This is a genomic window from Pseudomonas sp. S5F11, from assembly GCF_019641515.1.
Lineage (GTDB): Bacteria > Pseudomonadota > Gammaproteobacteria > Pseudomonadales > Pseudomonadaceae > Aquipseudomonas > Aquipseudomonas rhodesiae.
The window spans coordinates 1015671-1040538 of record NZ_JAIFJZ010000001.1 but is presented as its reverse complement, the minus strand read 5'-3'; the positions used below and the strand labels follow the sequence as shown (position 1 = coordinate 1040538).

Here is a 24868-nt window from a genome sequence, read left to right as displayed (position 1 = left end):
CCCGACCTGACGCGGGGACGGATGCCCGCCCCAAGGTCGGGCGACTGGACAACGGCAGGCAAGGCAAGGCGCGCAGTGCCCGGCAGGGTTCGATCAACTGGCCCGGTACTTTGCTCGGCGGCCGGCCGCATTCCCGTGAAGACCTGTGCTACCACCTGCGCAGTCGCGCGGCCCACGAGTTGTGGCTGGTGATCGTCGATGCGTCGGCGTCCACCCGGCGGCATCGTGCATTAACCGACGCAAAGGGGTTGCTCGCCCAGCTGTTTGACGACGCCTACCGGCAACGCGCACGCATGGCCTTGTTGACCGCCAGCGGCCAGGCGCCGAAGTGGCAGGTTCAGGGGATGAAAGCAGCCAAAAACCTGGCCGGCTGGCTGGACCAGTTGGGCGCGGGCGGTGGTACGCCGTTGCTGGCGGCGCTGACCGAGGCGCAGCATTGGATGGTGGCGCGACGCAAGCGGTATCCGGCTGAGCAGCAGCGTGTGTTGGTGATTACGGATGGGCGGCTCAAGGACATCGGCGGGTTGCCGTTATTGGCGTGTGCGGGGTTGCTGGTGGATATCGAGCGCGGGCCGATCAGGCTGGGGCGGGCCCAGGAGTTGGCGGCTGGGTTGCAGTTGGATTACCGGCATATCGATGAGGTGTAGTGGCGGTACCACCGCCATCGGGGGCGAGCCCCCTCCCACATTTGATCGAGTACACCCTTTGGAATGCGGTCAGTGTGGGAGGGGGCTTGCTCCCGATGACGCACTCACATACACCACACCCGCCATCAACCAGCCCCCGGCACATTCGGCCAAAGATCGGCCACCAGAAACAAGCGCTCGGCTTCCTCCCAATCCCCGCCGTTCTGCACCATGCGCACGAGCAACTGCGCGGGCGCCATTGGATCAAGGTCGGCCAGCCAGGCCTGCATCTGTTCCTCGCTCCACACCTCGTCCGCCGGGTAGTGCGCCGGCGCCAGCCACGCATGGCGGGGCAGGGGTTGCCAGCGTCCGGGCGCGCTGACCGCGACAAAATCCCGCCAATCGCGCTGATGCAACCAACGCCCGCGCAGGTGCTGAGGGTGCGCGCCCGTCGGTGGTTCGGCCAGGCCGGGCCAGGGGTAGAGCAGATACCCGCCCAGCCACAAGTGCGCGTCGAACTGCTGAATATCCAACGCCGCCAAAGCTTCGCGGCTCTCGGCCCGCGCTGAAATCGGCAGTTGATGCTGGGCCAGGTGCGCCAGTTTGCGGTCGAGGCGGTCGTGACAGCCGGGGCCCAGCCATTGTGCGGTGTCCTGGCCGTTGCCGTGCTGCGGGCCGAGATAGAGCTTGATCGCCAATTCCAGGTGATGCACGCCGTCGCGGTCGCGCAGCAGCATGTCCAACTCACCGAGGGTATGCCCGGCGCGGCGGATCGGCAGGTTGGCGGCCAGCAGTTCCACGCCCGGCGCATGCTGCACGGCAAATTGCCACAAGCGCTCGTAGTACAGCCCCAAGCGCCGCGTGCGCGACAGGCTCAACCAGTGCTGCAAGGCCCGGCTGTCCTGGTCGAGACTGCGCAGCCAGTGGGCGAGCCGATCCGGCGCTTGCACCCAGTCACTGCCGGCCAGCGGGTGACGCTGCGGCCAGGGCGCGCGGGCTAGCATCGGCGGGGCGAGGATCACCCACGCCAAGTCGCGCACCTCCGGGTGGCGCAGTTGGCGGGGCAGGTTGAGTAGATCGGGGAACACAGTCATGGTCCGAGCATAGCCGTTTAACCGCGCAGAAGGGGGCTGAGAACCGTTGTCATCAAGGCTTCGCGGCGACAAAGGATTTTGCCTGGCGCGGCCTTTCGCCCATAATCGGGGTTTTTCGCCACACCCCAATCCCGCAGGAGCCCCATGGAGCAATTTCGCAATATCGGCATTATCGGTCGCCTGGGCAGTACCCAGGTGCTGGACACCGTCCGCCGGCTTAAGAAGTTTCTGCTCGAGCGCCACCTGCATGTGATCCTCGAAGACACCATCGCCGAAATCCTGCCGGGCCACGGCCTACAGACCTCATCGCGCAAGATGCTCGGCGAAGTATGTGACATGGTGATTGTGGTCGGCGGCGACGGTAGCCTGCTGGGCGCAGCCCGGGCGCTGGCGCGGCATAACGTGCCGGTGCTGGGGATCAACCGGGGCAGTCTGGGGTTTCTCACCGATATCCGCCCCGATGAGCTGGAAGTCGAAGTGGCCAAGGTGCTCGACGGCCAATACCTGGTGGAAAACCGTTTCCTGCTGCAAGCCGAAGTGCGTCGCCATGGCGAAGCCATCGGTCAGGGTGATGCGCTCAACGATGTGGTGCTGCACCCTGGCAAGTCCACCCGCATGATCGAATTCGAGTTGTATATCGACGGCCGGTTCGTGTGCAGCCAGAAAGCCGACGGCCTGATCGTCGCCACGCCCACCGGCTCCACCGCGTATGCGCTGTCCGCCGGCGGCCCGATCATGCACCCCAAGCTCGATGCCATTGTGATCGTGCCGATGTATCCCCATATGTTGTCCAGCCGACCGATTGTGGTCGATGGCAACAGTGAGCTGAAAATCGTGGTGTCCAAAGACATGCAGATCTACCCGCAAGTCTCCTGCGACGGGCAGAACCATTTCACCTGCGCCCCCGGTGACACCATCACCGTGAGCAAAAAGGCACAGAAGTTGCGCTTGATCCACCCGCTGGATCACAACTACTACGAAGTGTGCCGCACCAAGTTGGGCTGGGGCAGCCGCTTGGGGGGTGGAGGCGACTGATGCTCGATCCCGCGCGTAGCTACGACCTGATTGGAGACGTGCACGGATGCGCACATACCCTTGAGCACTTGCTCGACCAGATGGGTTATCACAAACAGGCCGGCACCTGGCGCCATCCGTCGCGCATGGCGGTGTTCCTCGGCGATATCATCGACCGTGGCCCACGCATCCGCGAAGCGCTGCATATCGTCCACGACATGGCCGAAGCCGGCCAGGCGCTGTGCATCATGGGCAATCACGAGTTCAATGCCCTGGGCTGGGCCACGCCGGCGCCGCCGGGCAGTGGCAAGCAGTACGTGCGCGAGCACACCCCACGGCATGAGCGCTTGATCCACGAAACCCTGACCCAGTTCGAGCAGCATCCGGCCGACTGGCACGACTTCCTCGGCTGGTTCTACGACATGCCGCTGTTTGTCGATGCCGGGCGTTTCCGCGTGGTGCATGCGTGCTGGGACGACAGCTTTATCCAGCCGCTGCGCGCCACATTCCCGGATGGTTGCATCGACCCGCACTTCCTGCAGGCCGCCGCCGTGCCTGGCAGTTTTGCCTGCAATGCCTTTGACCGCCTGTTGCGCGGCACCGATATGCGCCTGCCCGACGGCCTGACGCTGACCGGCGGCGACGGCCTGACGCGCTCGTTCTTCCGCACCAAGTTCTGGGAAGACGACCCCAAGACCTACGGCGACATCGTGTTCCAACCCGATGCGCTGCCCGAGCCGGTGGCGCGCACGCCGTTATCGCCCCATGAAAAGAACTCCCTGCTGCGCTATGGCGCCGACGAGCCGTTGCTGTTCGTCGGCCACTACTGGCGCAGTGGCAAACCGGCGCCGATTCGCCCCAACTTGGCCTGTCTGGATTACAGCGCGGTGCTGTATGGCAAGTTGGTGGCCTATCGATTGGACCAGGAAACTCGCTTGGACCCGCATAAGTTCGTGTGGGTCGATGTCGAGCGGCCGGAGGTGATCCTATGAGTACCGTGGCCGTATTACGCTTGCCGCTGAGCGTCGACCTGGGTGGTTTCGTCAAATTGCTGCAACGCATGCAAGTGCCCCATCGCGTCAGCGAAGAGGCCGGTGAGCAAGTGTTGTGGGTGCCGGAAAGCATCAGCGATGACGTACGTGTGTTGTATCAACGCTTCCCGGCCGGCGATCCAGACCAGCAGTTGGACATTCCCGAACAGGCTCCCGTGACCCGTCCCGGTTTCCTCCAGCAAGTGCGGCATAGCCCAGTGACCGCATTGGTGCTGCTGGCGAGCTTGGTGGTGGGCGCGTTGACCCTGCTGGGCGACAACCTGCAGGCCATGAGCTGGCTGAGCTTTCTGCCGTTCCGAGTACTGGGCGACTACATTCAGTTCACCCCTTTGGCCGACAGCCTGGCGTCGGGGCAGTGGTGGCGGTTGGTCACGCCGATGCTGTTGCACTTCGGCATTCTGCACCTGGCCATGAATGGCATGTGGTACTGGGAACTGGGCCGGCGCATCGAAGCGCGCCAGGGCAGTATCAACCTGCTTGGCCTGACTCTGCTGTTCAGCCTGGTTTCCAACTACGCGCAATACGCCTACGGCGGCCCGGGCCTGTTTGGCGGGTTGTCCGGCGTGTTGTATGGCCTGCTCGGGCATTGCTGGATCTATCAACTGTTGTCGCCCAACCCGGCCTATCGCCTGCCCCGTGGGGTGCTGGCGATGATGCTGGTGTGGCTGGTGCTGTGCCTGTCGGGGTTGGTCTCGATGATCGGCTTCGGCGAAATCGCCAACGCGGCCCATGTGGGCGGGCTTGTGATCGGTTGCTTCACCGGCCTGCTGGGCGGGCTCTACAGCCGCCGTAAAACGCCAATTAATTAAAGGAAGAGCCTCCATGTCCTCTTTTGCTGAAATGATCGAAAACATCACCCCGGACATCTACCAGAGCCTCAAGCTCGCCGTGGAAATCGGTAAATGGTCCGACGGCCGCAAACTCACCGCCGAGCAGCGCGAGTTGTCGTTGCAGGCGATGATCGCCTGGGAAATCCAGAACCTGCCGGAAGACCAGCGCACCGGCTACATGGGCCCGCAGGAATGCCAGTCGAAGTCGACCACCGTGCCGAATATCCTGTTCAAGTCGGACGCGATCCATTGATTGAAATCGGTCGCGGTGCAGTCAGCAAAATGTCGGCGAAACTCGGTGAGCCGACCGTTCAATATGCGTTTCGTCTGGGCGATACCGAAGTGCCGGTCAACCCGTTGATTGGCACCCACGTGCGCCTGGAATACCTCGGTGCCATTCATTGCAGCCATTGCGGGCGCAAGACCAAGACCAGTTTCAGCCAAGGTTATTGCTACCCGTGCATGACCAAACTGGCCCAGTGCGACCTGTGCATCATGAGCCCCGAGCGCTGCCATTACGACGCTGGCACTTGCCGCGATCCGAGCTGGGGCGAGCAGTTCTGCATGACCGACCACGTGGTGTACCTGGCCAATTCCTCCGGGATCAAGGTCGGCATCACCCGCGCCACCCAGCTGCCGACGCGTTGGCTCGATCAGGGCGCCAGTCAAGCGTTACCGATCATGCGCGTGGCCACGCGCCAGCAGTCCGGTTTTGTCGAAGACTTGTTTCGCAGCCAGGTGGCCGATAAGACCAATTGGCGGGCATTGCTCAAGGGCGACGCGGTCAGCGTGAACCTCAAGCAGGTGCGCGACGAGCTATTCGCCGCCTGTGCCGAGGGCTTGCAGGGGTTGCAGGAACGCTTTGGCCTACAGGCCATCCAAACCATTGCCGACATCGAACCGATTGAAATCCGCTACCCGGTCGAGCAGTATCCGGTCAAGATTGTCAGCTTCAACCTGGACAAGAACCCAATTGCCGAAGGCACGCTGCTGGGGATCAAAGGCCAATACCTGATCTTCGACACAGGCGTTATCAATATTCGCAAGTACACGGCCTACCAGCTCGCCGTGCATCAGTAGAAGGATGCCCACCATGCGCACCGAACAACCCAAGATGATCTACCTCAAGGACTATCAGGCGCCGGACTACCTGATCGACGAGACGCACCTGACCTTCGAGTTGTTCGAGGACCACAGCCTGGTCCACGCGCAGTTGGTGATGCGCCGCAATCCCGAGCGCGGCGCCGGCCTGCCGCCGCTGGTGTTGGATGGGCAGCAACTGGAGCTGCTGAGCGTCAACCTGGGCGACAAGGAACTGACCGAGGCTGACTACCAGTTGACCGACAGCCACCTGACCCTGCACCCGACCCACGACAGCTTCACGCTCGACACCAGCGTGCGCATCCACCCGGAAACCAATACCGCGTTGGAAGGCCTGTACAAATCCGGCGGCATGTTCTGCACCCAATGCGAAGCCGAGGGCTTTCGTAAGATCACCTATTACCTCGACCGCCCGGACGTGATGAGCCGGTTCACCACCACGGTGATCGCCGAACAGCACAGCTACCCGGTGCTGCTCTCCAACGGCAACCCGATCGCCAGCGGCCCCGGTGAAGACGGCCGTCACTGGGCGACCTGGGAAGACCCATTCAAGAAACCTGCGTACCTGTTCGCCCTGGTGGCCGGCGACCTGTGGTGCGTCGAAGACAGCTTCACCACCATGACCCAGCGTGAAGTGGCGCTGCGCATCTACGTCGAGCCGGAAAACATCGACAAGTGCCAGCACGCCATGACCAGCCTGAAAAAATCCATGCGCTGGGACGAAGAAACCTACGGCCGCGAGTACGACCTCGACATCTTTATGATCGTGGCGGTCAATGACTTCAACATGGGCGCCATGGAGAACAAGGGCCTCAATATCTTCAACTCCAGCGCCGTGCTGGCCCGCGCCGAGACCGCTACCGACGCCGCGCACCAGCGGGTCGAAGCGATTGTCGCCCACGAGTATTTCCACAACTGGTCGGGCAACCGCGTGACCTGCCGCGACTGGTTCCAGCTGTCGCTCAAGGAAGGTTTCACGGTGTTCCGTGACTCGGGCTTCTCCGCCGATATGAACTCGGCCACGGTCAAGCGCATCCAGGATGTGGCCTACCTGCGCACTCATCAGTTCGCCGAAGACGCCGGCCCCATGGCTCACGCCGTGCGCCCGGACAGCTTTATCGAGATCTCCAACTTCTACACCCTGACCGTGTATGAAAAGGGTTCGGAAGTAGTCGGCATGATCCACACCTTGCTCGGGGCCGAAGGCTTCCGCAAAGGCAGTGACCTGTACTTCGAACGCCACGACGGCCAGGCCGTGACCTGCGATGACTTCATCAAGGCCATGGAAGACGCCAACAACGTGGATCTCAGCCAGTTCAAACGCTGGTACAGCCAGGCCGGCACGCCGCGCCTGGCGGTGAGCGAGTCCTACGATGCTGCCGCCAACACCTATAGCCTGACGTTCCGCCAGAGCTGCCCGCCGACTCCGGACAAGATGGAAAAACTTCCCTTCGTGATCCCGGTGGCACTGGGCTTGCTGGACGGCGAGGGCGCCGACCTGCCGCTGCGCCTGGCAGGCGAGGCCGCAGCCGCTGGCACCTCCCGCGTGCTGTCGGTGACGCAAGCCGAGCAGACCTTCACCTTCGTCGATATCCCAGAGCAGCCATTGCCGTCGCTGCTGCGCGGCTTCTCGGCGCCGGTGAAGCTGAGCTTCCCCTACAGCCGTGATCAACTGATGTTCCTGATGCAGCACGACAGCGACGGCTTCAACCGTTGGGATGCCGGGCAGCAACTGTCGGTGCAGGTGTTGCAGGAGCTGATCGGCCAGCATCAGGCCGGTCAGCCGCTGCAGTTGGATCAGCGTCTGATTGACGCGCTGCGCACGGTGCTGACGGACGAAACCCTCGACCAGGCCATGGTCGCGGAAATGCTCTCGTTGCCGAGCGAAGCCTATCTCACCGAGATCAGCGACGTGGCGGACGTGGACGCCATCCATGCCGCCCGCGAATTTGCGCGCAAGCAGCTGGCCGACCACTTGTTCGACACCCTGTGGCTGCGTTATCAGGCCAATCGCGAATTGTCGCGCCAGACCCCTTATGTGGCCTCGGCCGAACACTTTGCGCGACGTGCCTTGCAGAACATTGCGCTGTCCTACCTGATGCTCAGCGCCAAGTCCGAAGTGCTGGCGGCGACCCTGGAACAGTTCGACGCCTGCGACAACATGACTGAGCGGCTGACGGCGTTGGCGGTGCTGGTCAACTCGCCGTTCGAGGCGGAAAAAGCCCAGGCGCTGGCGGTGTTCGCCGAGAACTTCAAGGACAACCCGCTGGTCATGGACCAGTGGTTCAGCGTGCAGGCGGGCAGCACACTGCCGGGCGGCCTGGCGCGGGTCAAGGCGTTGATGGAGCACCCGGCGTTCACGATCAAGAACCCGAACAAGGTGCGTGCGCTGATCGGCGCCTTTGCCGGGCAGAACCTGATCAACTTCCACGCCGCGGACGGTTCCGGTTACCGCTTCCTGGCGGACCTGGTGATCCAGTTGAACGTCCTCAACCCTCAAATCGCGTCGCGCCAATTGGCACCGCTGACCCGCTGGCGCAAGTACGACAGCGCGCGCCAGGCGCTGATGAAGGCCGAGCTGGAGCGCATCCTCGCGTCCGGCGAGTTGTCCAGCGATGTGTACGAAGTGGTCAGCAAGAGCCTGGCGTAAGGGACCGGTGCGTTGTCATCCCCGTTCGCTCACCCCTTACTGAGATGAGCAGGCTTTTTTTGTGGTGAGCGGGCTTGCCCCGCGCCGGGCTGCGAAGCAGCCCTATCAAAACACCGCAACACCTCAGCAAACCGCAGGCATTTGCTACTGACAAGTTCTGTCAGTAGCAGGTGCTAAACTGCGGCATCTTTTCCCCCTGAGCCATCAACGTGTCCCGCACCACTCGTTTACTGACCTTGCTGCAGGCCCTGCGTGGGCGCAAGCGCCCGGTCACGGCGGCCGCGCTGGCGGCGCAGCTGGAGGTGTCCGAGCGCACGCTGTACCGCGACATCGCTGAGTTGACCGCGCTGGGCGCGCCGATTTTCGGCGAGGCCGGGGTAGGGTACGTGTTGCGCAGCGGCCTGTTCTTGCCGCCCTTGATGCTCAACGCCGAGGAAACCGAGGCGATCGTGCTGGGTTTGCGCTATGTGGATCAGCGTGGCGATGACGTGCTCAGTCGTGCCGCCGCCAACGCCTTGGCGAAAATCGCCGATGTGCTGGACCCTGCCGCTCAAGAAGCCTTGCGCAACCCGACCCTGTTGCCGGGTCCGCCGGGGTTCGGCTATCCGGAAAACCGCGTGCCGCTCAATGTGTTTCGCGAGGCGATCAGCCAGCAGAGCAAGCTGCACATCGATTACGCGGACGCCAGTCAAACCCAAAGCCAGCGCCTGATCTGGCCGCTGGCCCTGGGCTTTCTGAATGAGGTGCGGGTGGTCGTCGCCTGGTGCGAGTTACGCGGCGCCTATCGCACTTTTCGCACCGACCGCGTGGCCAGCGCCGAGGCCCGTGGAGAACGCTATCCGGGCCGCCGCAGTGACTGGTTGCGGGCCTGGCGCAAGCTGATGGAACAGGATGACAGCGGCCGTTTCACTCCTGACAAAAACTGACACAACGCTGGCTTAGCATGGCCTTACAAAATCAACCGACAGGAGTTGTGCCATGCCCCTTAACGAACTGGCCCCGGCCATCGCCACCTATATCGAAGCGACCAATAGCCGCGACATCTCGGTGGTGGCCCAATGTTTTGCCGAAGACGCCAACGTGTTCGATGAAGGCCAGCATCAGGTCGGCACCGCCGCCATTGCGCGCTGGATGGAGGACACGGCCCAGCGCTACCAGCCGCGGGTCGAAGTGCTTAAGGTGCAGCATCGCACGGGTAAGGTGCTGGTCAGCAACGTGGTAACCGGTAATTTTCCGGGCAGCCCGCTGGAGTTGCGCTACACCTTTCGCTTGAATGAGCAGGGAAAGATTTCACGCCTGGATATTTCCGTGTAGGTCATACTGGCGGGCATGACTTTCGACTCGCCTCTAGCGGCCTACCAACACGCCATCACCCAGCAGGGCTTTGTGACCGACGCCGCCCAGCGCCGCGCGGTCGAGGCCCTGCAAGCCTGCCATCAGGCCCTGCATCAGGGCTGCGCGCCGATCAACGGGGTTTACTTATGGGGCCCGGTGGGGCGCGGTAAAACCTGGCTGATGGACCAGTTCTATCAAAGCCTGCGTGTCCCCGCGCGGCGCCAGCATTTTCATCACTTTATGGGCTGGGTGCATCAGCGTCTGTTCCAATTGAGTGGCACACCCGACCCATTGCAGGCTCTGGCGCATGAGCTGAGTCGTGAGGTGCGAGTGCTGTGCTTCGATGAATTGTTCGTCAACGATATCGGCGATGCGATCATCCTGGGCCGTTTGTTCCAGGTCATGTTCGAGGCGGGTGTGGTGATGGTCTGCACCTCCAACCAGCCGCCCGATCAGTTGTATGCCGAGGGTTTCAACCGCGAGCGCTTCCTGCCGGGCATCGCCGCACTCAAGCGGCATATGCAGGTGGTGGCGGTGGACGGTGAAGAGGATCACCGTCTGCACCCTGGCGTCGGCCTGCAGCGTTACTGGGTCAACCAGCCGGAGGCGTTGGCCGAAGTATTTGGACGTCTGGCCGCAGGGCAGGCGGTGGTCAGTGGGCTGATTGACGTCGGGCATCGCCGCATCGTTGCGGTGCGCGCCAGCGACCGTGTGCTGTGGTGCCGTTACGCCGATCTGTGCGAACAACCCTTGGCGGCGATGGACTTTATGCTGCTGTGCGATCGCTACAGCGCCATCCTGCTCGGCGAAGTCCCTGAGTTGAGTGCCCGCAAGCGGCCTGGCCGGATTGCCCGTGGCACCGAAGACGGTGCCCAGCGCGTGCTGGCCGGTGATCGCGAACTGCCGGCGTTGTCGGTGCACGATGACAGCGTGCGGCGTTTTATCGCCCTGGTGGATGAATGCTACGACCGCAAGGTGCCGCTGTTCATCGAAGCCCGCGTCCCGTTGGAGCGCCTTTACACCGAGGGCTACCTGGAATTTCCGTTCCGTCGAACCTTGAGCCGCTTACGGGAAATGCAGCTACAGCGTTTCGGCGCGACCCCGTAGGAAAAGCCACCGAAACCGTCCGGCAGACGCTTTTGATGGGTAAAACCTTCGCGCTTTCATGCGCGGATTTGTAGTTAATCTCCTTCATCTGCGGCTGACGCCGTGCGTACAATCGTGCCTCTCAAAGGGAGCTGATTCCCTTGTTGTTGCTATCGAGGACGGAAATGGACACCCCTGACATCCTGGTGCTGCAAGCCAGCTACACCAATCCCGTGCATGCCGAGGCGATCGCCACGTTACTCAACCATTACGCTGAAGACCCCATGGGTGGCGGCCATGGCCTGCCCGCTGACTTGCTGGAGCAACTGCCGGCGGAACTGGCCAAGCGGCCCCATGCATTCAGCGTGCTTGCATTTGTCGGCGGCGAGCCCGCAGGGTTGATCAACTGTTTTGAAGGGTTCTCCACGTTTGCCTGCCGACCGTTGGTCAATGTGCATGATGTGGCGGTGATGGAGCGTTTTCGCGGGTTGGGGTTGAGTCAGAAAATGCTGCAGAAGGTCGAGGAAATCGCCCGCCAGCGTGGCTGCTGCAAGATCACCCTGGAAGTACTTGAAGGCAATGCCGTGGCGCAGGCGGCTTATCGCAAGTTCGGCTTTGATGATGCGGTGTTTGATCCGGCCCATGGCCGCATGCTTTTTTGGAATAAACCGCTGTAATAAAAAAGGCGCCATTGAATGGCGCCAAGTTAACCATTGCCAAAGGAGCGAAATGACAAAGGGAGCTGCGGATTAACACCCGATTAAATTAACCCTTGGGTTGCTGTTCAATGCCAGATTGTTCGACAGGCGTGTTCTTCAAGTCTCTACCGTCAGCAGCTGCGGTTTGCTGTTGCAGAGGGCCGTGAGTCTGCTCCTGAATAAAGGCGAAGTTGTTGTAGAACTCCTTCGAGCGCTCTGAACCGCCCTCGGCAAAGGCTGCGGCGGAGGTCAACGTCATCAGGCTGGCGAGCATCAGGGTGGAAAGTTTCATGGTGGTGTTCCCATTAAGTGTGATCGGTATTCGCTCGCTCCCTGATCGAATGGATGGGGCAACTATGGGGGTGTGTCATTAAGTGGGAATTAACCTGAGGCACACCCGAAGTTAACTTTTTTTATTAACTTCGGGTGTCGAGATTAAAGCTTCCAGTCTAGGGCCAAGGTAACCGCGCGGGGGTCGCCCCAGTACACGCCGTTATAGAAACCGACGCGTTCGTAGTACTTCTGATCGAATAGATTGTTGATGTTCAACGATGCCGATAGATGCTCGTCGACTTGGTAGCGCGACATCAGGTTGACCACGGTGTAAGCCTGCTGCGTGATCTTGTCGCGGGTAGTGATCAGCTCGCCGTCGGCATTCCGTTCCCCCGTGGGCCGATTACCGAAATCGTAAATCTCGCTCTGCCAATTCACCGCGCCGCCCACGGTAAGCTTGCGCCATGCGCCTGGCAGGCGATAAGCGCTGGACACCTTCAGCAGGTTCAGGGGCTGGCCGGTGTTGTTGCGTGTGCCCGCGCCATTCACCGAGTGGGTGTAGGTGTAACCCGCCGTAAGGTTCCAGTCCGGCATGATCTCGCCGGCAACCTCCAGCTCGAAGCCGTTGACCTTGTTGCCTTTGCCGCCGGACTTATAGTACTCCTCGCCGGTGGCCGGGTTCGGCGCCACCGAGTAGTCGCGTTCCGCGACGTTATTCTGGGTACTCCAGAAGTACGCGGCGGCCAGGTTCACGCGCTCATTGAGCACGCTGCCCTTGAGGCCGACTTCATAGTTGCTGCCCACCACCGGCTCCAGGTATTTCTTGTTGGCATCCCGCAGGCTTTGCGGTTTGAAGATATCGGTGTAGCTCGCGTAGACGGTGTATTCCGGCGTCAAGTCATAGAGCAGCCCGGCGTAGGGCGTCCACATATCGTTGTGGGTCTGGCGGGTCTTGTCGTTGGCGGTCAGTTGGTTGTTGGCATCGTAGCTCGGGGCCGCGCTTTCCAGCTCCCAACTGCCGTAGCGACTGCCCAGTACGGCGTGCAGGCGCTCGGTCAGGCTCAGGCGGGTGGCCAGGTAACCGGCCTTTTGCTGTTTGCTGCTGTGTTCGCCCTTGAGGTCGGTGACCGTGTCGGTGAACTTGGGGATGCCGCCCATGTATTTCCAATCTTCAATGGTGTAGTAGCTGTCATCCAGGCGGCTGCGCATAAACGGCGAAACGTCGCGTTGGGCCGCTTCGCCGTAGCCCATCATCAGTGCATGTTCGCGCCCCAGCAGCGCATAACTGCCGGCCAGATTCAGGTCAACGGCTTCCATTCTCGAAGTGCCGCGCATATGGCTGGCCCAGGCGCTCATGCCGCTGCGGTCGTCGTTGGGGAAGCCCGCGCCGCCGTAGTACACCTTGCCGTCCGTGTCGCTTTGCCGATGGGTATAGGCGGCTTTCAGGTGCCAGTCGCCTGCCAGGCGATGATCCAGGGTCGCGAAAGTGGTTTTGTCGGTCAGCGGCCAGGAGCTCCAGTGCGCCGCCATATTGGTCGAGCGCGGCAGCCTGGCCTTTTCGCCCCGGCTGTTCCAGTAGGGTACGGTGCCCCAGGAGGTGCCTTGAACCTGCTTGTCCTGGTAATCGAACCCCACGGCCAGCACGGTATCGTCTGACAGGTCACCTTCAAGAATGCCGTAGCCGACCGAGCGCTGCAGCGCATAGTTATCTCGGAACGACTGGCTGTCGCGGTAAGCCAGCACCGTGCGCCCGCGTAGCCGACCGTCGAACGCCAGCGGACCGCCGACGTCCAGGTAGCTGTAGTAATTGTCATGGCTGGCACCGCTGACGCCGGTTTTTGCCTGCCATTGGGCGGTAGGGCGCTTGCGCACCATGTTCACGGTGGCCGAAGGATCGCCCGCACCGGTGGTCAAGCCCGTCGCACCGCGCACCACTTCGATACGGTCGTAGATGATGGTGTCGGCGTCGGACTTCATATAGCCGAACGTATTGAGCATCCCGTCGATCTGGAAATTGCTGATGCCATAGCCACGGGAAGAATAGGCCACGCGGTCGGAGTCGTTGTGCTGCACGTTGATGCCGGTGGTCTGGCGCAGCACGTCGGTCAAGGTATTGAGGTTGAAGTCGTCCATCTGCTGGCGAGTGATTACCGAGATCGACTGCGGAGTGTCCTTGACGGACAGGTTCAGGCGCGTGGCGGTGTTCATCGAACCGGTGGTGTAGGACCCGGTGTGCTCGGTGGTGGCGCCGAGGCCATCCGCGGTGATGCTGGTGGCTTGCAACTCCAGCGGTGTTGGGTCGCTATCGGTTTCAGCCAGCAAATCAGGACTCAGCAACACACCAAACACGCTGAGCGAAAAGGACATGGAACGGGTGAAGGGCGCGATCATCGCGGAAGACTCCTTGTCGTCTTTGCGGCCTTTTCGGTATGAAAAGGCCATGGCTCAAAGACGAAAGGAGCAGGGCAACTTTAGGCTTAAACGAGAATGATTGTTATCTTTCTGTTACAAGGCCGGTGTTTCCTGTAGCACCACTTCGGTGGTGGCGGCTTTCTTCGGCTTGATCAGGCTGAAGTCGATCAGCGGCTTTTGCTGGCGCTGATAGGGGTCGCCGATCAGCAGCGGGCGCGGTTTGAAGCTGTCACTCACCAGGCTTTTGCTACGATCCAACTCCTCGGAACTCAAACCGGCCAGGTCGGCCCAGGTGTGAATCAACTGTGAGCTGCTGTAGGGCCGCTGCAGGTCGCCGGCAAAATTCCAGCTGTGGCTTTCGCGCCATTTCGGCGAGGCGTAGGCCATGAACGGAATGGTGTACATCGGCGCCGTCGGCTTGCCTTCATTCCGGCCCAAAGTGCTGTGGCCGGCGGAGTCGAATACGTCTTCGCCATGGTCCGACAGGTACAGCAGGAAGCCGTTGGGATCGGTCTTGGCGTAGTCCTTGATCAGGCTCGACACCACGAAGTCGTTGTACAGCACCGCATTGTCGTAGCTGTTGTAGGTCGGCAACTGATCGTCGCTGATGCTCGCAGGCACACCTTCACGGTCGGTGAACTTGTCGAAGCTGGGCGGGTAACGGTACTGGTAGCTCATGTGCGTGCCCAGCAGGTGCACCACGATGAACTTGCGCTCGGCCGGATCGGCCAGGGCCTTGGAAAACGGTGCCAATACATCGCCGTCGTACTGACGGGCGTTCTGGTTGCGGTTGTTGTTCAGGTACACCTGCTCGTCGGCCTGTTCGGAAAAGGTCGTGAGCATGGTGTTGCGCTTGGTCATGGTCTGCTGGTTGGTAATCCAGTAAGTCTTGTAGCCGGCCTGTTTCATCATGCTGACGATGGATGGCGTCTTGAGGTACAGGTCGGGGTTTTCTTCGTCGGCGAAGGTCAGCACCTGCTGCAACGCCTCGATGGTGTAGGGGCGTGGGGTGATGACATTGTCGAACACGGCCAATTGGTCGCGCAGCTTGTCCAGCTCTGGTGTGGTTGCGCGTGGATAGCCGTAGAGGCTCATGCGCTGGCGGTTGGTCGATTCGCCGATGACGAGCACCAGTGTCGACGGCTGGCCGGCGGCGGCGTCCTTGAGGTTGGTCAGCGGCGGGATCTGGCTGGCGCTGTGCAGCATGCCCTGCATGTTGTCCAGTTGTTCGGTGTAACGGCGGTAGGCCACGATCATCTGCCAAGGCACGGCCGGCTCGATGCGGGTTTCGAAGCGATCGATGCCGTCGGCCAGGGTCTCGCTACGGGCAATCTGCTTGACCAGCGGGTAGCCGACAATGGCCACCAGGATCGCGGTTGCCGCCAGTAACGCCTGGCCGCGCGGCAGGTAGACCGGGCGCACGCGGGTCCATAGGAAGATGGCTAAGGCAGTGTGGGCAATGAACGCCAGTACGATCCACCAGGCGAAGTACTGGGTGAGGTATTCACCGGCTTCGGAGATGTTCGACTCGAACATGATAAAGATGACGCTCTGGGAAAATTCCTGCTGATAAACGAAGAAATATCCCAGACTGGCCATGGAACAGGCCCACAGCACCACGCCAATCACAGCGGCGAGTACACGGGTCTGGCGGGGAAAGACCAGCATCGGCGCGAGCCACAGGGCGCTCATGAAAAAGGCTTGGCGAAACCCGCTGAAACCCGAGGTGCCGCTGAGTTGGATCAGCAGTTGGGTAATACCCGAGAAGTACCAGAAAAACAGGAACAGCCAGCCAAGGCCAGCCCAATCAAAGCCTTTCGCAGACTTAGTGCTGCGTTTGAACATTGCCATCCGGCGCTCCAACCCAAGAGTTTTCCAGTTGACGCGCAGGGCTGCACGCAACACCGGCCACCCTGGTTTTAAGGGGCGGCCTTTGGGGGCGGGAGTATCGGGATGGGCGTGTGAAAACTTTGTGAGATTTTTGTAGGGGTTATCTTACAAAGCGGTGACAGGGCTCAGCAGAGTGCAGGTTGCGCGCCGGCCGGCTGATCCAGTTGAGCCTGGATGATGTACGAGCGCAGGCGCATGACTTCCTGCTGCAATTGTTCGCGCTCGTCTTTCAACTGACGCAACTCATCGCGACGGATATTGACGTAGAGAGTCTGGGGAGGGCGGGTCATCTGTGCTGTGCTCATTGCTTGCCTCGCAAATAGCCGGTGTGTCGCGGTGTGCCAGAACGCTTGAGTCGAGGTTCTCGGCATCAGTCGGAAGCAATTCTGAATTCTTTTTCACAGCAATGGAACTTTTTTATTTTTGGTGGTCGTGTGACTTTTGCCGCGGTGATGGTGAAACGATGGCATCTTTTTTGGCATGAAACTACACCGATCCGCTCTGGACTAACCCTCATTAGCCTCATTGCGCTATAAACTATGTCACACATTTTTTAGTAGTTAGGAGCATCAGCACATGCAACTGGGGATTATCGGACTAGGCCGCATGGGCGGGAATATTGCACGGCGCCTGATGCTCAATGGGCATACCACCGTTGTTTACGACCGTAACGAAGCATTTGTCAAAGGCTTGAGCGAAGAGGGCGCCACCGGCGTCGCCGACCTCAAAGCCCTGGTCGCCGGGCTGCAGCAGCCTCGCGCCGTGTGGGTCATGTTGCCGGCGGGCGACCCCACCGAGAACACCATTCAAGAACTCAGTGAACTGCTGGACAGCGGCGACGTAATCATCGATGGCGGCAACACCAACTACAAGGATGACGTACGCCGCGCCAAGGCCCTGGCGAAAAAAGGTCTGCACTATGTCGACGTCGGCACTTCCGGCGGTGTCTGGGGCCTGGAACGCGGCTATTGCATGATGATTGGCGGCGATACCGAAACCGTGCAGCGTCTGGACCCGATCTTCGCCAGCCTGGCGCCAGGCCTGGGCACCATTCCGCGCACCAAGGACCGTTCCGCCGCCGCCGACCCGCGCGCCGAACACGGTTATATCCACGCTGGGCCGGCCGGTTCCGGGCACTTCGTCAAGATGATCCATAACGGCATCGAATACGGAATGATGCAGGCGTTCGCCGAGGGTTTCGACATTCTCAAAACCAAGAACTCGGAGAACTTGCCCGAAGATCAGCGTTTCGACCTGAATGTGGCCGATATCGCCGAAGTGTGGCGCCGAGGCAGCGTGGTGTCGTCGTGGTTGCTGGACTTGACCGCCGATGCCCTGGCCACCGACCCGAAACTCGACGGCTATTCCGGCTCCGTGGCCGACAGTGGCGAAGGCCGCTGGACCATCGAAGCGGCCATGGAACAAGCCGTGCCGGTGCCGGTGCTGTCCACCTCGTTGTTCGCCCGTTTCCGCTCGCGCCAGCAGAGCACTTACGGTGACAAGATGCTGTCGGCGATGCGCTTCGGCTTCGGTGGTCACGTGGAGACTTCCAAAAAATGACGGCTAACGGCAAAAAACTGAAGGCCGAACCCGCTCCACCTACCACTTTGTTCCTGTTTGGTGCCCATGGCGACTTGGTCAAGCGCCTGCTGATGCCGGCGCTGTACAACCTCAGTCGCGACGGGTTGCTGGGCGACGGCTTGCGCATCGTCGGGGTGGATCACAACGCCATCAGCGATGCCGACTTCGCCAAGAAACTCGAAGATTTCATTCGCACCGAAGCCGCGAGCAAGGTCAAAGGCAATGCCGAGAACGCGCTGGACCCGCAGTTGTGGGCTCAGTTGGCCAAAGGCATCAGCTACGTCGAGGGCGACTTTCTCGATGACAGCACTTACACCGACATCGGCAAGAAAATCGCCGAGAGCGGCACCGGCAATGCGGTGTTCTATTTGGCCACCGCGCCGCGTTTTTTCAGCGAGGTGGTGCAGCGGTTGGGCAGCGCCGGCTTGTTGACGGAAACTGACCACGGTTTCCGTCGCGTGGTCATCGAAAAACCGTTCGGTTCCGATCTGGCCACCGCCGAAGCGTTGAACGCGTGCCTGCTCAAGGTGATGAGCGAGAAGCAGATCTACCGCATCGACCATTACCTGGGCAAAGAAACGGTACAGAACATCCTGATCAGCCGTTTCTCCAACGTGCTGTTCGAAGCGTTCTGGAACAATCACTACATCGATCACGTGCAAATCACCGCCGCCGAAACCGTCGGCGTGGAGACGCGGGGTAACTTCTTCGAAAAAACTGGCACGTTGCGGGATATGGTGCCCAACCACCTGTTCCAGCTGTTGGCCATGGTCGCCATGGAGCCGCCAGCGGCGTTCGGCGCCGACGCGGTGCGCGGGGAAAAGGCCAAGGTGATTGGCGCGGTGCGCCCCTGGTCCCTGGAAGATGCACGGGCCAACTCGGTACGTGGCCAGTACACCGCTGGCGAGATCGGCGGCAAGGTATTGCCGGGTTACCGCGAAGAGGCCAACGTCGCGCCGGACAGCAGCACCGAGACCTTCGTGGCGCTCAAGGTGATGATCGACAACTGGCGCTGGGTCGGCGTGCCGTTCTACCTGCGCACCGGCAAGCGCATGAGTGTGCGCGATACCGAAATCGTGATCTGCTTCAAGCCGGCCCCCTATGCGCAGTTCCGCGATACCGACGTGGATGAACTCAAGCCTACCTACCTGAAAATCCAGATCCAGCCGAATGAAGGCATGTGGTTCGACCTGTTGGCGAAAAAGCCTGGGCCGACCCTGGATATGGCCAATATCCAATTGGGTTTCGCCTACAAGGACTTTTTCCAGATGCAACCGTCGACGGGGTACGAAACCCTGATCTACGACTGCATGACCGGCGACCAGACCTTGTTTCAGCGCGCCGACAACATTGAGAACGGCTGGCGCGCGGTGCAGCCATTCCTCGATGCGTGGAAGGAAGATGATGGCATCCAGACTTACAAGGCAGGTGAAGATGGTCCGGCGGCGGCTGACACGCTGCTGGCCCGGGATGGTCGTACCTGGCACACACTCGGATGAGTGATGCCGCGATCCAACCCATCCGTTTTATCCTCAGCGACGTGGATGGCACGTTGCTGCATCCCGACCACAGCCTCAGCCAACGCACGGCCGATGCGGTTCGTGCCTTGCGTGACGCCGGTGTGCTGTTCAGCCTGGCCAGCGGGCGACCGCCCAAGGCCATGTTGCACCTGATTGAAACGTTCGGTATCGATGTTCCGGTGGCGGGCTTCAATGGCGGTACGTTGATCCATCCGGACGGCAGGGTTTTGATGGCTCACCACCTGCCTGCTGAAGCCGCGCTGATCGCCTTGGCGCTGTTTTCGGCCGAGTCGGAGGTGGAAGTCTGGATGTTTGCCGATGGCGATTGGCTGCGCCGTGGTTCGCCCGGCCCGATGGAACCGCGGGAAACCGCTGGGCTGGGTTATGGGCCGCAGGTGGTGGAGAGTTTTGAGCCCTATCTGGATCGGGTCGACAAGATTGTCGCTGCCAGCCTTAACACGCAACTGCTGGTTGAACTGGAGGCGCGTTTGCACCCCAAGGTCGAGGGGCTGGCGCAGGTTTCGCGGTCGCAGCCGGTTTATCTGGATGTGACGGCCATGCTGGCCAATAAAGGCGAGGCGTTAAAAACGTTGGCCGAGCATCTGGGCGTGGCGCTTGAGCACACTGCGGCCATCGGTGATGGCGGCAATGACCCGGCGATGTTTGAGGTGGCCGGGCTGGCGATTGCCATGGGCCAGGCGGAAGAAACCGTCAAACGTCGCGCCAATGTAGTGACGGGCACTAATATTGACGACGGTGCCGCAGAAGCTTTCGAGCGGTTTATTCTGCCGTCACACTCAATACGCTAAGTTCAACGGCACAACTTACGATCACGCTTTGTATGGATCGAAAGTTGTGCCGTCGATTTATTTACTTAGGCATTGCCCAGGATTGCAACTGATAGCCGCTTTTATCCAGTTCGGCACGCGCCTGCAACAGCAGGTTTTCCAATTGCGCGGGATCGGTGTAGGCACTCGACGAGAGTTGCTTGCGGCCGATGCGGTTGTTGGTGCGGTCGACGACGCTGAGGCTGAGGGCGCCATTGCCATCGTGCCAGGCCACGCACTGAAAGGGCTGGAAGGCACGGTCTGCGATCAAAAGAGCTTCGTTGATGCGGAGCGGGGCGTTCATTGGGGTCTCTCTCTAAATGCCCAATCAAATGAGTGCCGTCGGTTGGGCGAGCCAGGCGGCGAGTTACTTGTACTGATGCGCGATGGCGGGGTGCGGGTCACATGTTAGAGCAACAAATTTCAACTTTCCGTGATTGAGGTCATGTAAGCGCCTGTTTTGAAAGCTGATTGAAAGTTTCCACAGTCGGCAACTTCTTAATCGCTGAAGCAAGAAGATGGCTTTTTGCCCCGACTTATAGCGAAACGGTACAAGGCGCGCGTCAATATCTTGCTAGGGTTGGCACCAGTCGTTACAACTGGTTGTTTCTAAATAACTTTAACGATTTTTGACGCCAAGGATCAGTCATGGGTGTGCCTCTCGTCCAACGCCGTTTGCTTGTGGTCGATCCGTGCGATGACTGCCATGGGCTGTTGCCCGGGCTGCGTACGGCGGGGTGGGAAGTGGACAGCTGTGCGCTGGAGGACGTGGGGGATCGCTCCTGCGATGTCGGCCTGCTGCGCTTGCAGCCCGAACACCTGAAGAGGCCCGAAGCGGTCAAGGAGCTGATCGGCCGCAGCGGCACTGAATGGATTGCCGTGCTCAGCCAGGATGTACTGCGCTTGCAGAATGTCGGCGACTTCGTTTGCGAGTGGTTTTTCGACTTCCATACGTTGCCGTTCGACGTCTCGCGGGTGCAGGTCACTCTGGGACGCGCATTCGGCATGGCGCGCTTGCGCGGTAAAGGCCACACACCGGTGGATGAGGGGCATGAACTGCTGGGCGATAGCCGGCCCATTCGTGAACTGCGCAAACTCTTATCCAAGCTGGCGCCCACGGAGTCCCCCGTCTTGATTCGCGGTGACAGCGGCACTGGCAAGGAGCTAGTGGCCAAAACCCTGCATCGTCAGTCCCAGCGCCATGCCAAGCCTTTCGTGGCGATCAACTGCGGTGCCATCCCTGAACACCTGATCCAGTCCGAACTGTTCGGCCATGAGAAAGGTGCGTTTACCGGCGCGCACCAGCGCAAGATCGGGCGTATCGAAGCGGCAAACGGCGGCACGCTGTTTCTCGATGAAATCGGCGACCTGCCGATGGAGCTGCAGGCCAACCTGCTGCGGTTTTTGCAGGAGAAGCACATCGAGCGCGTCGGCGGCAGCGAGCCGATAACGGTGGATGTAGGTGTGCTGGCGGCGACCCACGTCAATCTTGAAGCGGCGGTGGCCAAGGGCGCCTTCCGCGAGGATTTGTACTACCGCCTCAATGTGCTGCAGGTGGTCACCGCGCCGTTGCGCGAGCGCCATGGTGACGTGGCGATGCTGGCCAACCACTTTGCGCGTTTCTACAGCCAGGAAACCGGACGCCGCCCGCGCAGCTTCAGCGAAGATGCCCTGGCGGCTATGGCGCAGCATCCGTGGCCCGGCAATGTGCGTGAGTTGGCCAACCGGGTGCGCCGTGGCCTGGTGCTCGCCGAAGGGCGGCAGATCGAAGCCGTTGATCTGGGATTGCAGAGCGAGCAGGCAATCGCGCCACCCTTGGCTACACTCGAAGACTACAAGCACCGCGCCGAACGTCAGGCGCTGTGCGATGTGCTCAACCGTCATAGCGACAACTTGAGTGTCGCTGCCCGTGTGCTCGGCGTGTCCCGGCCTACGTTCTATCGGTTGCTGCACAAACACCAGATCCGCTAGGGCGGGTAAACCGAAAAGCCCCGCAACGACCCTTATCGTTGCGGGGCTTTTCCTTGTGCGTCTGGTTAGAAGTAGTACGGGAATTTCAGGCTGAAGGTGAAGTCCGGCGCATCGTCGGTCATACCGATCGCCAGGTTCGGCACGATCGTCAGGTTATCCGAGGCGGCAATGGTCATGCCCACGTTGAAGTAGCCGGCGTTGGCATCGCTGGAGACCACCGATTGCCAGTCCCCGCCATTGGGTTTGAGGCGACTTTTACGCTGGACCAGGTCAGACACCGAAAACGACATGCTCATTTTCTCATTCAGCGCGAACGCTACGCCCATGCCGACCTGGAAGCTGTCACCCAGGCTGACCTTGCCGCCGACCTTCTGGTTGACGTCGCTGCTGATGTCGTCGAACGAATCTTCGAAGTTGTGGGTGTAGGACAACGAGCCAAACAGCACGGCCGGATCGAAGGTCTTGACCAGGGAGATGCCCGGCGTGATCGACCAGACCCCGTTGCCGGTGGGCAGGCTTTCAGGTACGAACAAGTTGTCGTTGCCGGGTTGGTTGATGAGCTTGATGCCGAACGGTTCCTTGCCCGTCGGCGCCTTGACCCGTACCGACACCACCGCATCCGGCAGGGTGGGGGTCTCGTCGAGGAACTTGTAGGCCACACCGAAGTTGACGTCGCCGATGGTCGGGTCGCGGGTCACCGATGCTTCCGATGTTGCCGTGCCGTTGTTGCCTGCACCGGCCGATTGGTACGTCGATTCGCGGTACACCACCGGCACGTTAACGTCGAACTGCCAGCGGTTGTCGAGGTTGTAGCGGCCGGTGAGGTCCAGGGTCCAGTTGTCCGACTTGATGCGGTCGAGGTTGATATTGCCGAGGAAAATCGAGTCCAGGGCCAGGAACCCATTTAGGGTCAGTTGGCGCGCGTCGTAGCGAGCGTAGGTCACGCCGGTTTCGAAGCTGAACTTGCCATTGCCGAAGAAGCCACTAGCTTCGTTATAAAGGTTGCTGACACTTTGCGCAGGCGCCGAGTCGTCCTTGAGGGACTGCCCATAGGAACTGCCGCCGCCCGCGCCACCGGAGGCCGCAGCGGCGCCAGTGCCGGCCACGGTGGTGCCGCCTTTCTGGAAGTCGGCGGGGGATTTGGCCAGGCGTTTGGGCGCCGGCGTCGCCGGTTGGTCTTCGACCTGACGCACTCGCTGTTCCAGCACCGCCAGGGCCTTTTGCTGCACTTCGTAACGTTGCTTGAGTTCCAGGAGTTCTTGCTTGAGTGTTTCGATATCGGCATCTGGCGCGGCATACAACACGGATGCGGGCAAGAGCGTACTTAAACAGACCACCGCACGAAGCGATAACGATCGATGCATGAAATAAGCCGTCCTTTTTTAATGCGTAAGTGTCGAGGGTCAGCGTAGTTCAATAACCGAGCGTACGTAGGCCTTTGAGTTGGTCCAGGTTGCAATTCAACGCCGGGTTGTTCAGCCCGTTATTGCCCATCACGACGTTAAGTTGAGTCATGTTGTTGACGAAGTTGGTATTGCCGGTCAAGACAGTACCTTGCAGCACCGTGCCGCCGCCAATCTGCTGCAGGCTGTTGCCTTGGTTATGGTTGGCCTGGATCGCCATTTGCAGTCCGCCGTTATTGGCCGACACGCTCACTTTGCCGGCCGCGCTGTCACCGGTCACGGTGCCGCCGGCCACCAGCACTTGCCCCGATTGCGCGAGATTGGCCGGCGCCAGGCCGTCCTGACTCACGGTGATCCCGACATTGTTGTTCGCGGTGTTGCCATCGCCGGCTGCGCGCACGCTTTGCGTCACACCCTGGCCGCTGCCCAGACCGGCGCCGCCGACGACATTGCCGGTACCGGTGCTCTGGCCGGTGCCGCTGCCCGCCGAGCCGGTGGTCTGCACATAAAATTGCGGGGTGATCGTGGTTTTATCGACCTGCATGCTGGCCTTGCCGGTGATGCTGTCGCCCGTGGCGTTGGTCCAGGTGCTGCTCATCACGATACCGAAGCTGATGATGCGCCCCGGCATTACATAACGACCGCGCAGGTCGGCCATTTCCGAGTCTTTCAATTCGATCGGTTTGAAACCCGATGACGCATAAGCGGGCATTGCGGCTGCCAGCCACACAACTGTCAGCCAACGGGAAGTGTTCATCTTCTGCTCCTGGAGCATCCTGGTCCCTTATGGCGCTTCTTATTAAAAGAAGTCGCTCTGGATAAAACCGAAATCCATCAATTCGGCGTCGCCCACGGGCCTGAACTCATTCAACTGGTTCTTGGCGGTCAGGGGGGTAGGGGGCGCGAGCAAGGCGTTGGTCTTGTCGTAACCTTCACCCAGTACGGCGAATACGATGCCATTCCAGCCTTTGACGAAGTCGTCGCGGGTGTAGCGCTTATGGCCCAGCACCGGGTCGCCGATGTAGACCCAGTCTTTGTCGGCACGCTGCATCACCACGAAGTGCTTGTAACCACGGATTTCCAGCAGCACCACGACCGGAATCTTCACGGTCAGCAGGGATTCCGGCGAGATCTTGTAGCCCCGCGCCCGCATGCCGATGCTTTCCAGGTAGCGCTTCATGTCCAGCATGGAAAAGCCCTGGGTGCGCACCAGGTCCTGATCGGCGTTGATCAGCATGCCTTTGATCACATGGTCTTCGTCGACGTCCAGCCAATAGCCCTGACGCAGGATGGTGGCGAGGGCGGCGGCGCCGCAGCTGAAATCGGTTTTCTGTTCCACCAGGTTGGCGAACCGGCGCTCGCGGATACTCTCGACCTTCTTGTAGATCACTGCACCGCCAGGCATGGCGGAGATCGCCATGGTGCCTGCCCAGGTCGGGCCGGTGAGGAGCATCAGCAGGGTGAGGGTCGCGAGGCGCATGATCGAAGGCCGGATGGACACTGGA

The 24868-nt window shown here is 60.8% G+C and carries 24 protein-coding genes; 15 read left to right on the top strand and 9 right to left on the bottom strand.

Features of this window, described 5'->3' with window-relative positions; translation table 11 throughout:
* Window positions 1-44 precede the first annotated feature (44 nt).
* Window positions 45-647 (top strand): VWA domain-containing protein, encoded by a 603-nt coding sequence (locus tag K1567_RS04555; RefSeq protein ID WP_259445047.1) that lies wholly within the window; start codon window positions 45-47, stop codon window positions 645-647.
* A gap of 125 nt (window positions 648-772) precedes the next feature.
* Here the strand turns inward: K1567_RS04555 and K1567_RS04550 are convergent, their stop codons facing one another.
* Entirely contained in the window at window positions 773-1720 is a 948-nt protein-coding gene (locus K1567_RS04550) for a DUF1853 family protein (protein ID WP_220698182.1), read from the bottom strand.
* A 144-nt stretch (window positions 1721-1864) separates the two neighbouring features.
* Here K1567_RS04550 and K1567_RS04545 point away from each other — a divergent pair, with 144 nt between their 5' ends.
* The 10 genes from K1567_RS04545 (at window position 1865) to K1567_RS04500 (ending at window position 11465) form a co-directional block, all read left to right on the top strand.
* Window positions 1865-2755, top strand: coding sequence for an NAD(+) kinase (locus K1567_RS04545; RefSeq protein WP_220698181.1), 891 nt, complete (start codon window positions 1865-1867; stop codon window positions 2753-2755).
* Window positions 2752-3726, top strand: a complete 975-nt coding sequence (locus K1567_RS04540; RefSeq protein ID WP_162276718.1) for a metallophosphoesterase — start codon at window positions 2752-2754, stop codon at window positions 3724-3726. Before K1567_RS04545 ends, K1567_RS04540 begins: the two co-directional genes overlap by 4 nt.
* On the top strand, window positions 3723-4595 hold the full coding sequence (locus tag K1567_RS04535; protein WP_034113188.1) for a rhomboid family intramembrane serine protease: 873 nt from the start codon (window positions 3723-3725) through the stop codon (window positions 4593-4595). The genes K1567_RS04540 and K1567_RS04535 overlap by 4 nt, the downstream gene beginning before the upstream one ends.
* Before the next feature lie 13 nt (window positions 4596-4608).
* Complete coding sequence (locus K1567_RS04530; protein ID WP_034097057.1) at window positions 4609-4869, top strand: YeaC family protein; 261 nt, start codon at window positions 4609-4611, stop codon at window positions 4867-4869.
* Complete coding sequence (locus tag K1567_RS04525) at window positions 4866-5696, top strand: DUF2797 domain-containing protein (protein WP_220698180.1); 831 nt, start codon at window positions 4866-4868, stop codon at window positions 5694-5696. Before K1567_RS04530 ends, K1567_RS04525 begins: the two co-directional genes overlap by 4 nt.
* Window positions 5697-5709: 13 nt before the next feature.
* Window positions 5710-8367, top strand: coding sequence for an aminopeptidase N (gene pepN, locus K1567_RS04520; RefSeq protein WP_220698179.1), 2658 nt, complete (start codon window positions 5710-5712; stop codon window positions 8365-8367).
* Between the two features lie 209 nt (window positions 8368-8576).
* Window positions 8577-9293, top strand: a complete 717-nt coding sequence (locus tag K1567_RS04515; RefSeq protein ID WP_034097060.1) for a YafY family protein — start codon at window positions 8577-8579, stop codon at window positions 9291-9293.
* 52 nt (window positions 9294-9345) lie between these two features.
* Complete coding sequence (locus tag K1567_RS04510) at window positions 9346-9681, top strand: nuclear transport factor 2 family protein (RefSeq protein WP_034097061.1); 336 nt, start codon at window positions 9346-9348, stop codon at window positions 9679-9681.
* A 15-nt stretch (window positions 9682-9696) separates the two neighbouring features.
* Window positions 9697-10809, top strand: a complete 1113-nt coding sequence (gene zapE, locus K1567_RS04505) for a cell division protein ZapE (RefSeq protein ID WP_034097062.1) — start codon at window positions 9697-9699, stop codon at window positions 10807-10809.
* 164 nt (window positions 10810-10973) lie between these two features.
* Window positions 10974-11465, top strand: coding sequence for a GNAT family N-acetyltransferase (locus K1567_RS04500; RefSeq protein WP_034097063.1), 492 nt, complete (start codon window positions 10974-10976; stop codon window positions 11463-11465).
* A gap of 88 nt (window positions 11466-11553) precedes the next feature.
* Here K1567_RS04500 and K1567_RS04495 read toward each other — a convergent pair whose 3' ends face one another.
* From K1567_RS04495 to K1567_RS04480, 4 genes are all read right to left on the bottom strand, one after another.
* On the bottom strand, window positions 11554-11778 hold the full coding sequence (locus K1567_RS04495; RefSeq protein WP_034137928.1) for a hypothetical protein: 225 nt from the start codon (window positions 11776-11778) through the stop codon (window positions 11554-11556).
* Window positions 11779-11921: 143 nt separating this feature from the next.
* Complete coding sequence (locus tag K1567_RS04490; RefSeq protein WP_169868122.1) at window positions 11922-14150, bottom strand: TonB-dependent siderophore receptor; 2229 nt, start codon at window positions 14148-14150, stop codon at window positions 11922-11924.
* Between the two features lie 114 nt (window positions 14151-14264).
* Window positions 14265-16022, bottom strand: a complete 1758-nt coding sequence (locus tag K1567_RS04485) for a phosphoethanolamine transferase CptA (protein WP_169868124.1) — start codon at window positions 16020-16022, stop codon at window positions 14265-14267.
* A 164-nt stretch (window positions 16023-16186) separates the two neighbouring features.
* Complete coding sequence (locus K1567_RS04480) at window positions 16187-16366, bottom strand: DUF6026 family protein (protein ID WP_256203854.1); 180 nt, start codon at window positions 16364-16366, stop codon at window positions 16187-16189.
* 271 nt (window positions 16367-16637) lie between these two features.
* Here K1567_RS04480 and gnd point away from each other — a divergent pair, with 271 nt between their 5' ends.
* The 3 genes from gnd to K1567_RS04465 are packed head-to-tail and all read left to right on the top strand — an operon-like array spanning window position 16638 to window position 19971.
* Window positions 16638-17621 carry a phosphogluconate dehydrogenase (NAD(+)-dependent, decarboxylating) gene (gene gnd, locus K1567_RS04475; RefSeq protein ID WP_047881926.1) on the top strand — a complete coding sequence of 328 codons (984 nt, stop codon included), beginning with the start codon at window positions 16638-16640 and terminating at the stop codon, window positions 17619-17621.
* Window positions 17618-19141: a glucose-6-phosphate dehydrogenase gene (zwf, locus tag K1567_RS04470; protein ID WP_034113201.1), complete on the top strand. Its 1524-nt coding sequence runs from the start codon at window positions 17618-17620 to the stop codon at window positions 19139-19141. Before gnd ends, zwf begins: the two co-directional genes overlap by 4 nt.
* Complete coding sequence (locus K1567_RS04465) at window positions 19138-19971, top strand: Cof-type HAD-IIB family hydrolase (protein WP_034097069.1); 834 nt, start codon at window positions 19138-19140, stop codon at window positions 19969-19971. Before zwf ends, K1567_RS04465 begins: the two co-directional genes overlap by 4 nt.
* A gap of 61 nt (window positions 19972-20032) precedes the next feature.
* Here K1567_RS04465 and K1567_RS04460 read toward each other — a convergent pair whose 3' ends face one another.
* Window positions 20033-20293: a hypothetical protein gene (locus K1567_RS04460; RefSeq protein ID WP_034097070.1), complete on the bottom strand. Its 261-nt coding sequence runs from the start codon at window positions 20291-20293 to the stop codon at window positions 20033-20035.
* Window positions 20294-20637: 344 nt separating this feature from the next.
* Between K1567_RS04460 and K1567_RS04455 the strand changes: the two genes are divergently transcribed.
* Window positions 20638-21960, top strand: a complete 1323-nt coding sequence (locus tag K1567_RS04455; RefSeq protein WP_220698178.1) for a sigma-54 dependent transcriptional regulator — start codon at window positions 20638-20640, stop codon at window positions 21958-21960.
* Between the two features lie 65 nt (window positions 21961-22025).
* Here K1567_RS04455 and K1567_RS04450 read toward each other — a convergent pair whose 3' ends face one another.
* Genes K1567_RS04450 through K1567_RS04440 form a run of 3 tightly spaced genes read right to left on the bottom strand, consistent with a single transcriptional unit; the run spans window position 22026 to window position 24843 of the window.
* Window positions 22026-23324 carry a hypothetical protein gene (locus K1567_RS04450; RefSeq protein WP_034097072.1) on the bottom strand — a complete coding sequence of 433 codons (1299 nt, stop codon included), beginning with the start codon at window positions 23322-23324 and terminating at the stop codon, window positions 22026-22028.
* 49 nt (window positions 23325-23373) lie between these two features.
* Window positions 23374-24120, bottom strand: coding sequence for a hypothetical protein (locus tag K1567_RS04445; RefSeq protein WP_047881927.1), 747 nt, complete (start codon window positions 24118-24120; stop codon window positions 23374-23376).
* A 42-nt stretch (window positions 24121-24162) separates the two neighbouring features.
* On the bottom strand, window positions 24163-24843 hold the full coding sequence (locus K1567_RS04440) for a C39 family peptidase (protein WP_034097074.1): 681 nt from the start codon (window positions 24841-24843) through the stop codon (window positions 24163-24165).
* Between the last annotated feature and the right edge of the window lie 25 nt (window positions 24844-24868).

Bases quoted from the DNA above. Each gene is read 5' to 3' on its own strand.
- K1567_RS04445 (WP_047881927.1), bottom strand. From the start codon at position 24,120: ATGAACACTTCCCGTTGGCTGACAGTTGTGTGGCTGGCAGCCGCAATG.
- K1567_RS04535 (WP_034113188.1), top strand. From the start codon at position 3,723: ATGAGTACCGTGGCCGTATTACGCTTGCCGCTGAGCGTCGACCTGGGT.
- K1567_RS04550 (WP_220698182.1), bottom strand. From the start codon at position 1,720: ATGACTGTGTTCCCCGATCTACTCAACCTGCCCCGCCAACTGCGCCAC.
- K1567_RS04460 (WP_034097070.1), bottom strand. From the start codon at position 20,293: ATGAACGCCCCGCTCCGCATCAACGAAGCTCTTTTGATCGCAGACCGT.
- K1567_RS04490 (WP_169868122.1), bottom strand. From the start codon at position 14,150: ATGATCGCGCCCTTCACCCGTTCCATGTCCTTTTCGCTCAGCGTGTTT.
- zapE (WP_034097062.1), top strand. From the start codon at position 9,697: ATGACTTTCGACTCGCCTCTAGCGGCCTACCAACACGCCATCACCCAG.
- zwf (WP_034113201.1), top strand. From the start codon at position 17,618: ATGACGGCTAACGGCAAAAAACTGAAGGCCGAACCCGCTCCACCTACC.
- K1567_RS04465 (WP_034097069.1), top strand. From the start codon at position 19,138: ATGAGTGATGCCGCGATCCAACCCATCCGTTTTATCCTCAGCGACGTG.
- K1567_RS04485 (WP_169868124.1), bottom strand. From the start codon at position 16,022: ATGGCAATGTTCAAACGCAGCACTAAGTCTGCGAAAGGCTTTGATTGG.
- K1567_RS04450 (WP_034097072.1), bottom strand. From the start codon at position 23,324: ATGCATCGATCGTTATCGCTTCGTGCGGTGGTCTGTTTAAGTACGCTC.
- K1567_RS04530 (WP_034097057.1), top strand. From the start codon at position 4,609: ATGTCCTCTTTTGCTGAAATGATCGAAAACATCACCCCGGACATCTAC.
- K1567_RS04455 (WP_220698178.1), top strand. From the start codon at position 20,638: ATGGGTGTGCCTCTCGTCCAACGCCGTTTGCTTGTGGTCGATCCGTGC.
- gnd (WP_047881926.1), top strand. From the start codon at position 16,638: ATGCAACTGGGGATTATCGGACTAGGCCGCATGGGCGGGAATATTGCA.
- K1567_RS04545 (WP_220698181.1), top strand. From the start codon at position 1,865: ATGGAGCAATTTCGCAATATCGGCATTATCGGTCGCCTGGGCAGTACC.
- K1567_RS04480 (WP_256203854.1), bottom strand. From the start codon at position 16,366: ATGAGCACAGCACAGATGACCCGCCCTCCCCAGACTCTCTACGTCAAT.
- K1567_RS04510 (WP_034097061.1), top strand. From the start codon at position 9,346: ATGCCCCTTAACGAACTGGCCCCGGCCATCGCCACCTATATCGAAGCG.
- K1567_RS04495 (WP_034137928.1), bottom strand. From the start codon at position 11,778: ATGAAACTTTCCACCCTGATGCTCGCCAGCCTGATGACGTTGACCTCC.
- K1567_RS04500 (WP_034097063.1), top strand. From the start codon at position 10,974: ATGGACACCCCTGACATCCTGGTGCTGCAAGCCAGCTACACCAATCCC.
- K1567_RS04440 (WP_034097074.1), bottom strand. From the start codon at position 24,843: ATGCGCCTCGCGACCCTCACCCTGCTGATGCTCCTCACCGGCCCGACC.
- pepN (WP_220698179.1), top strand. From the start codon at position 5,710: ATGCGCACCGAACAACCCAAGATGATCTACCTCAAGGACTATCAGGCG.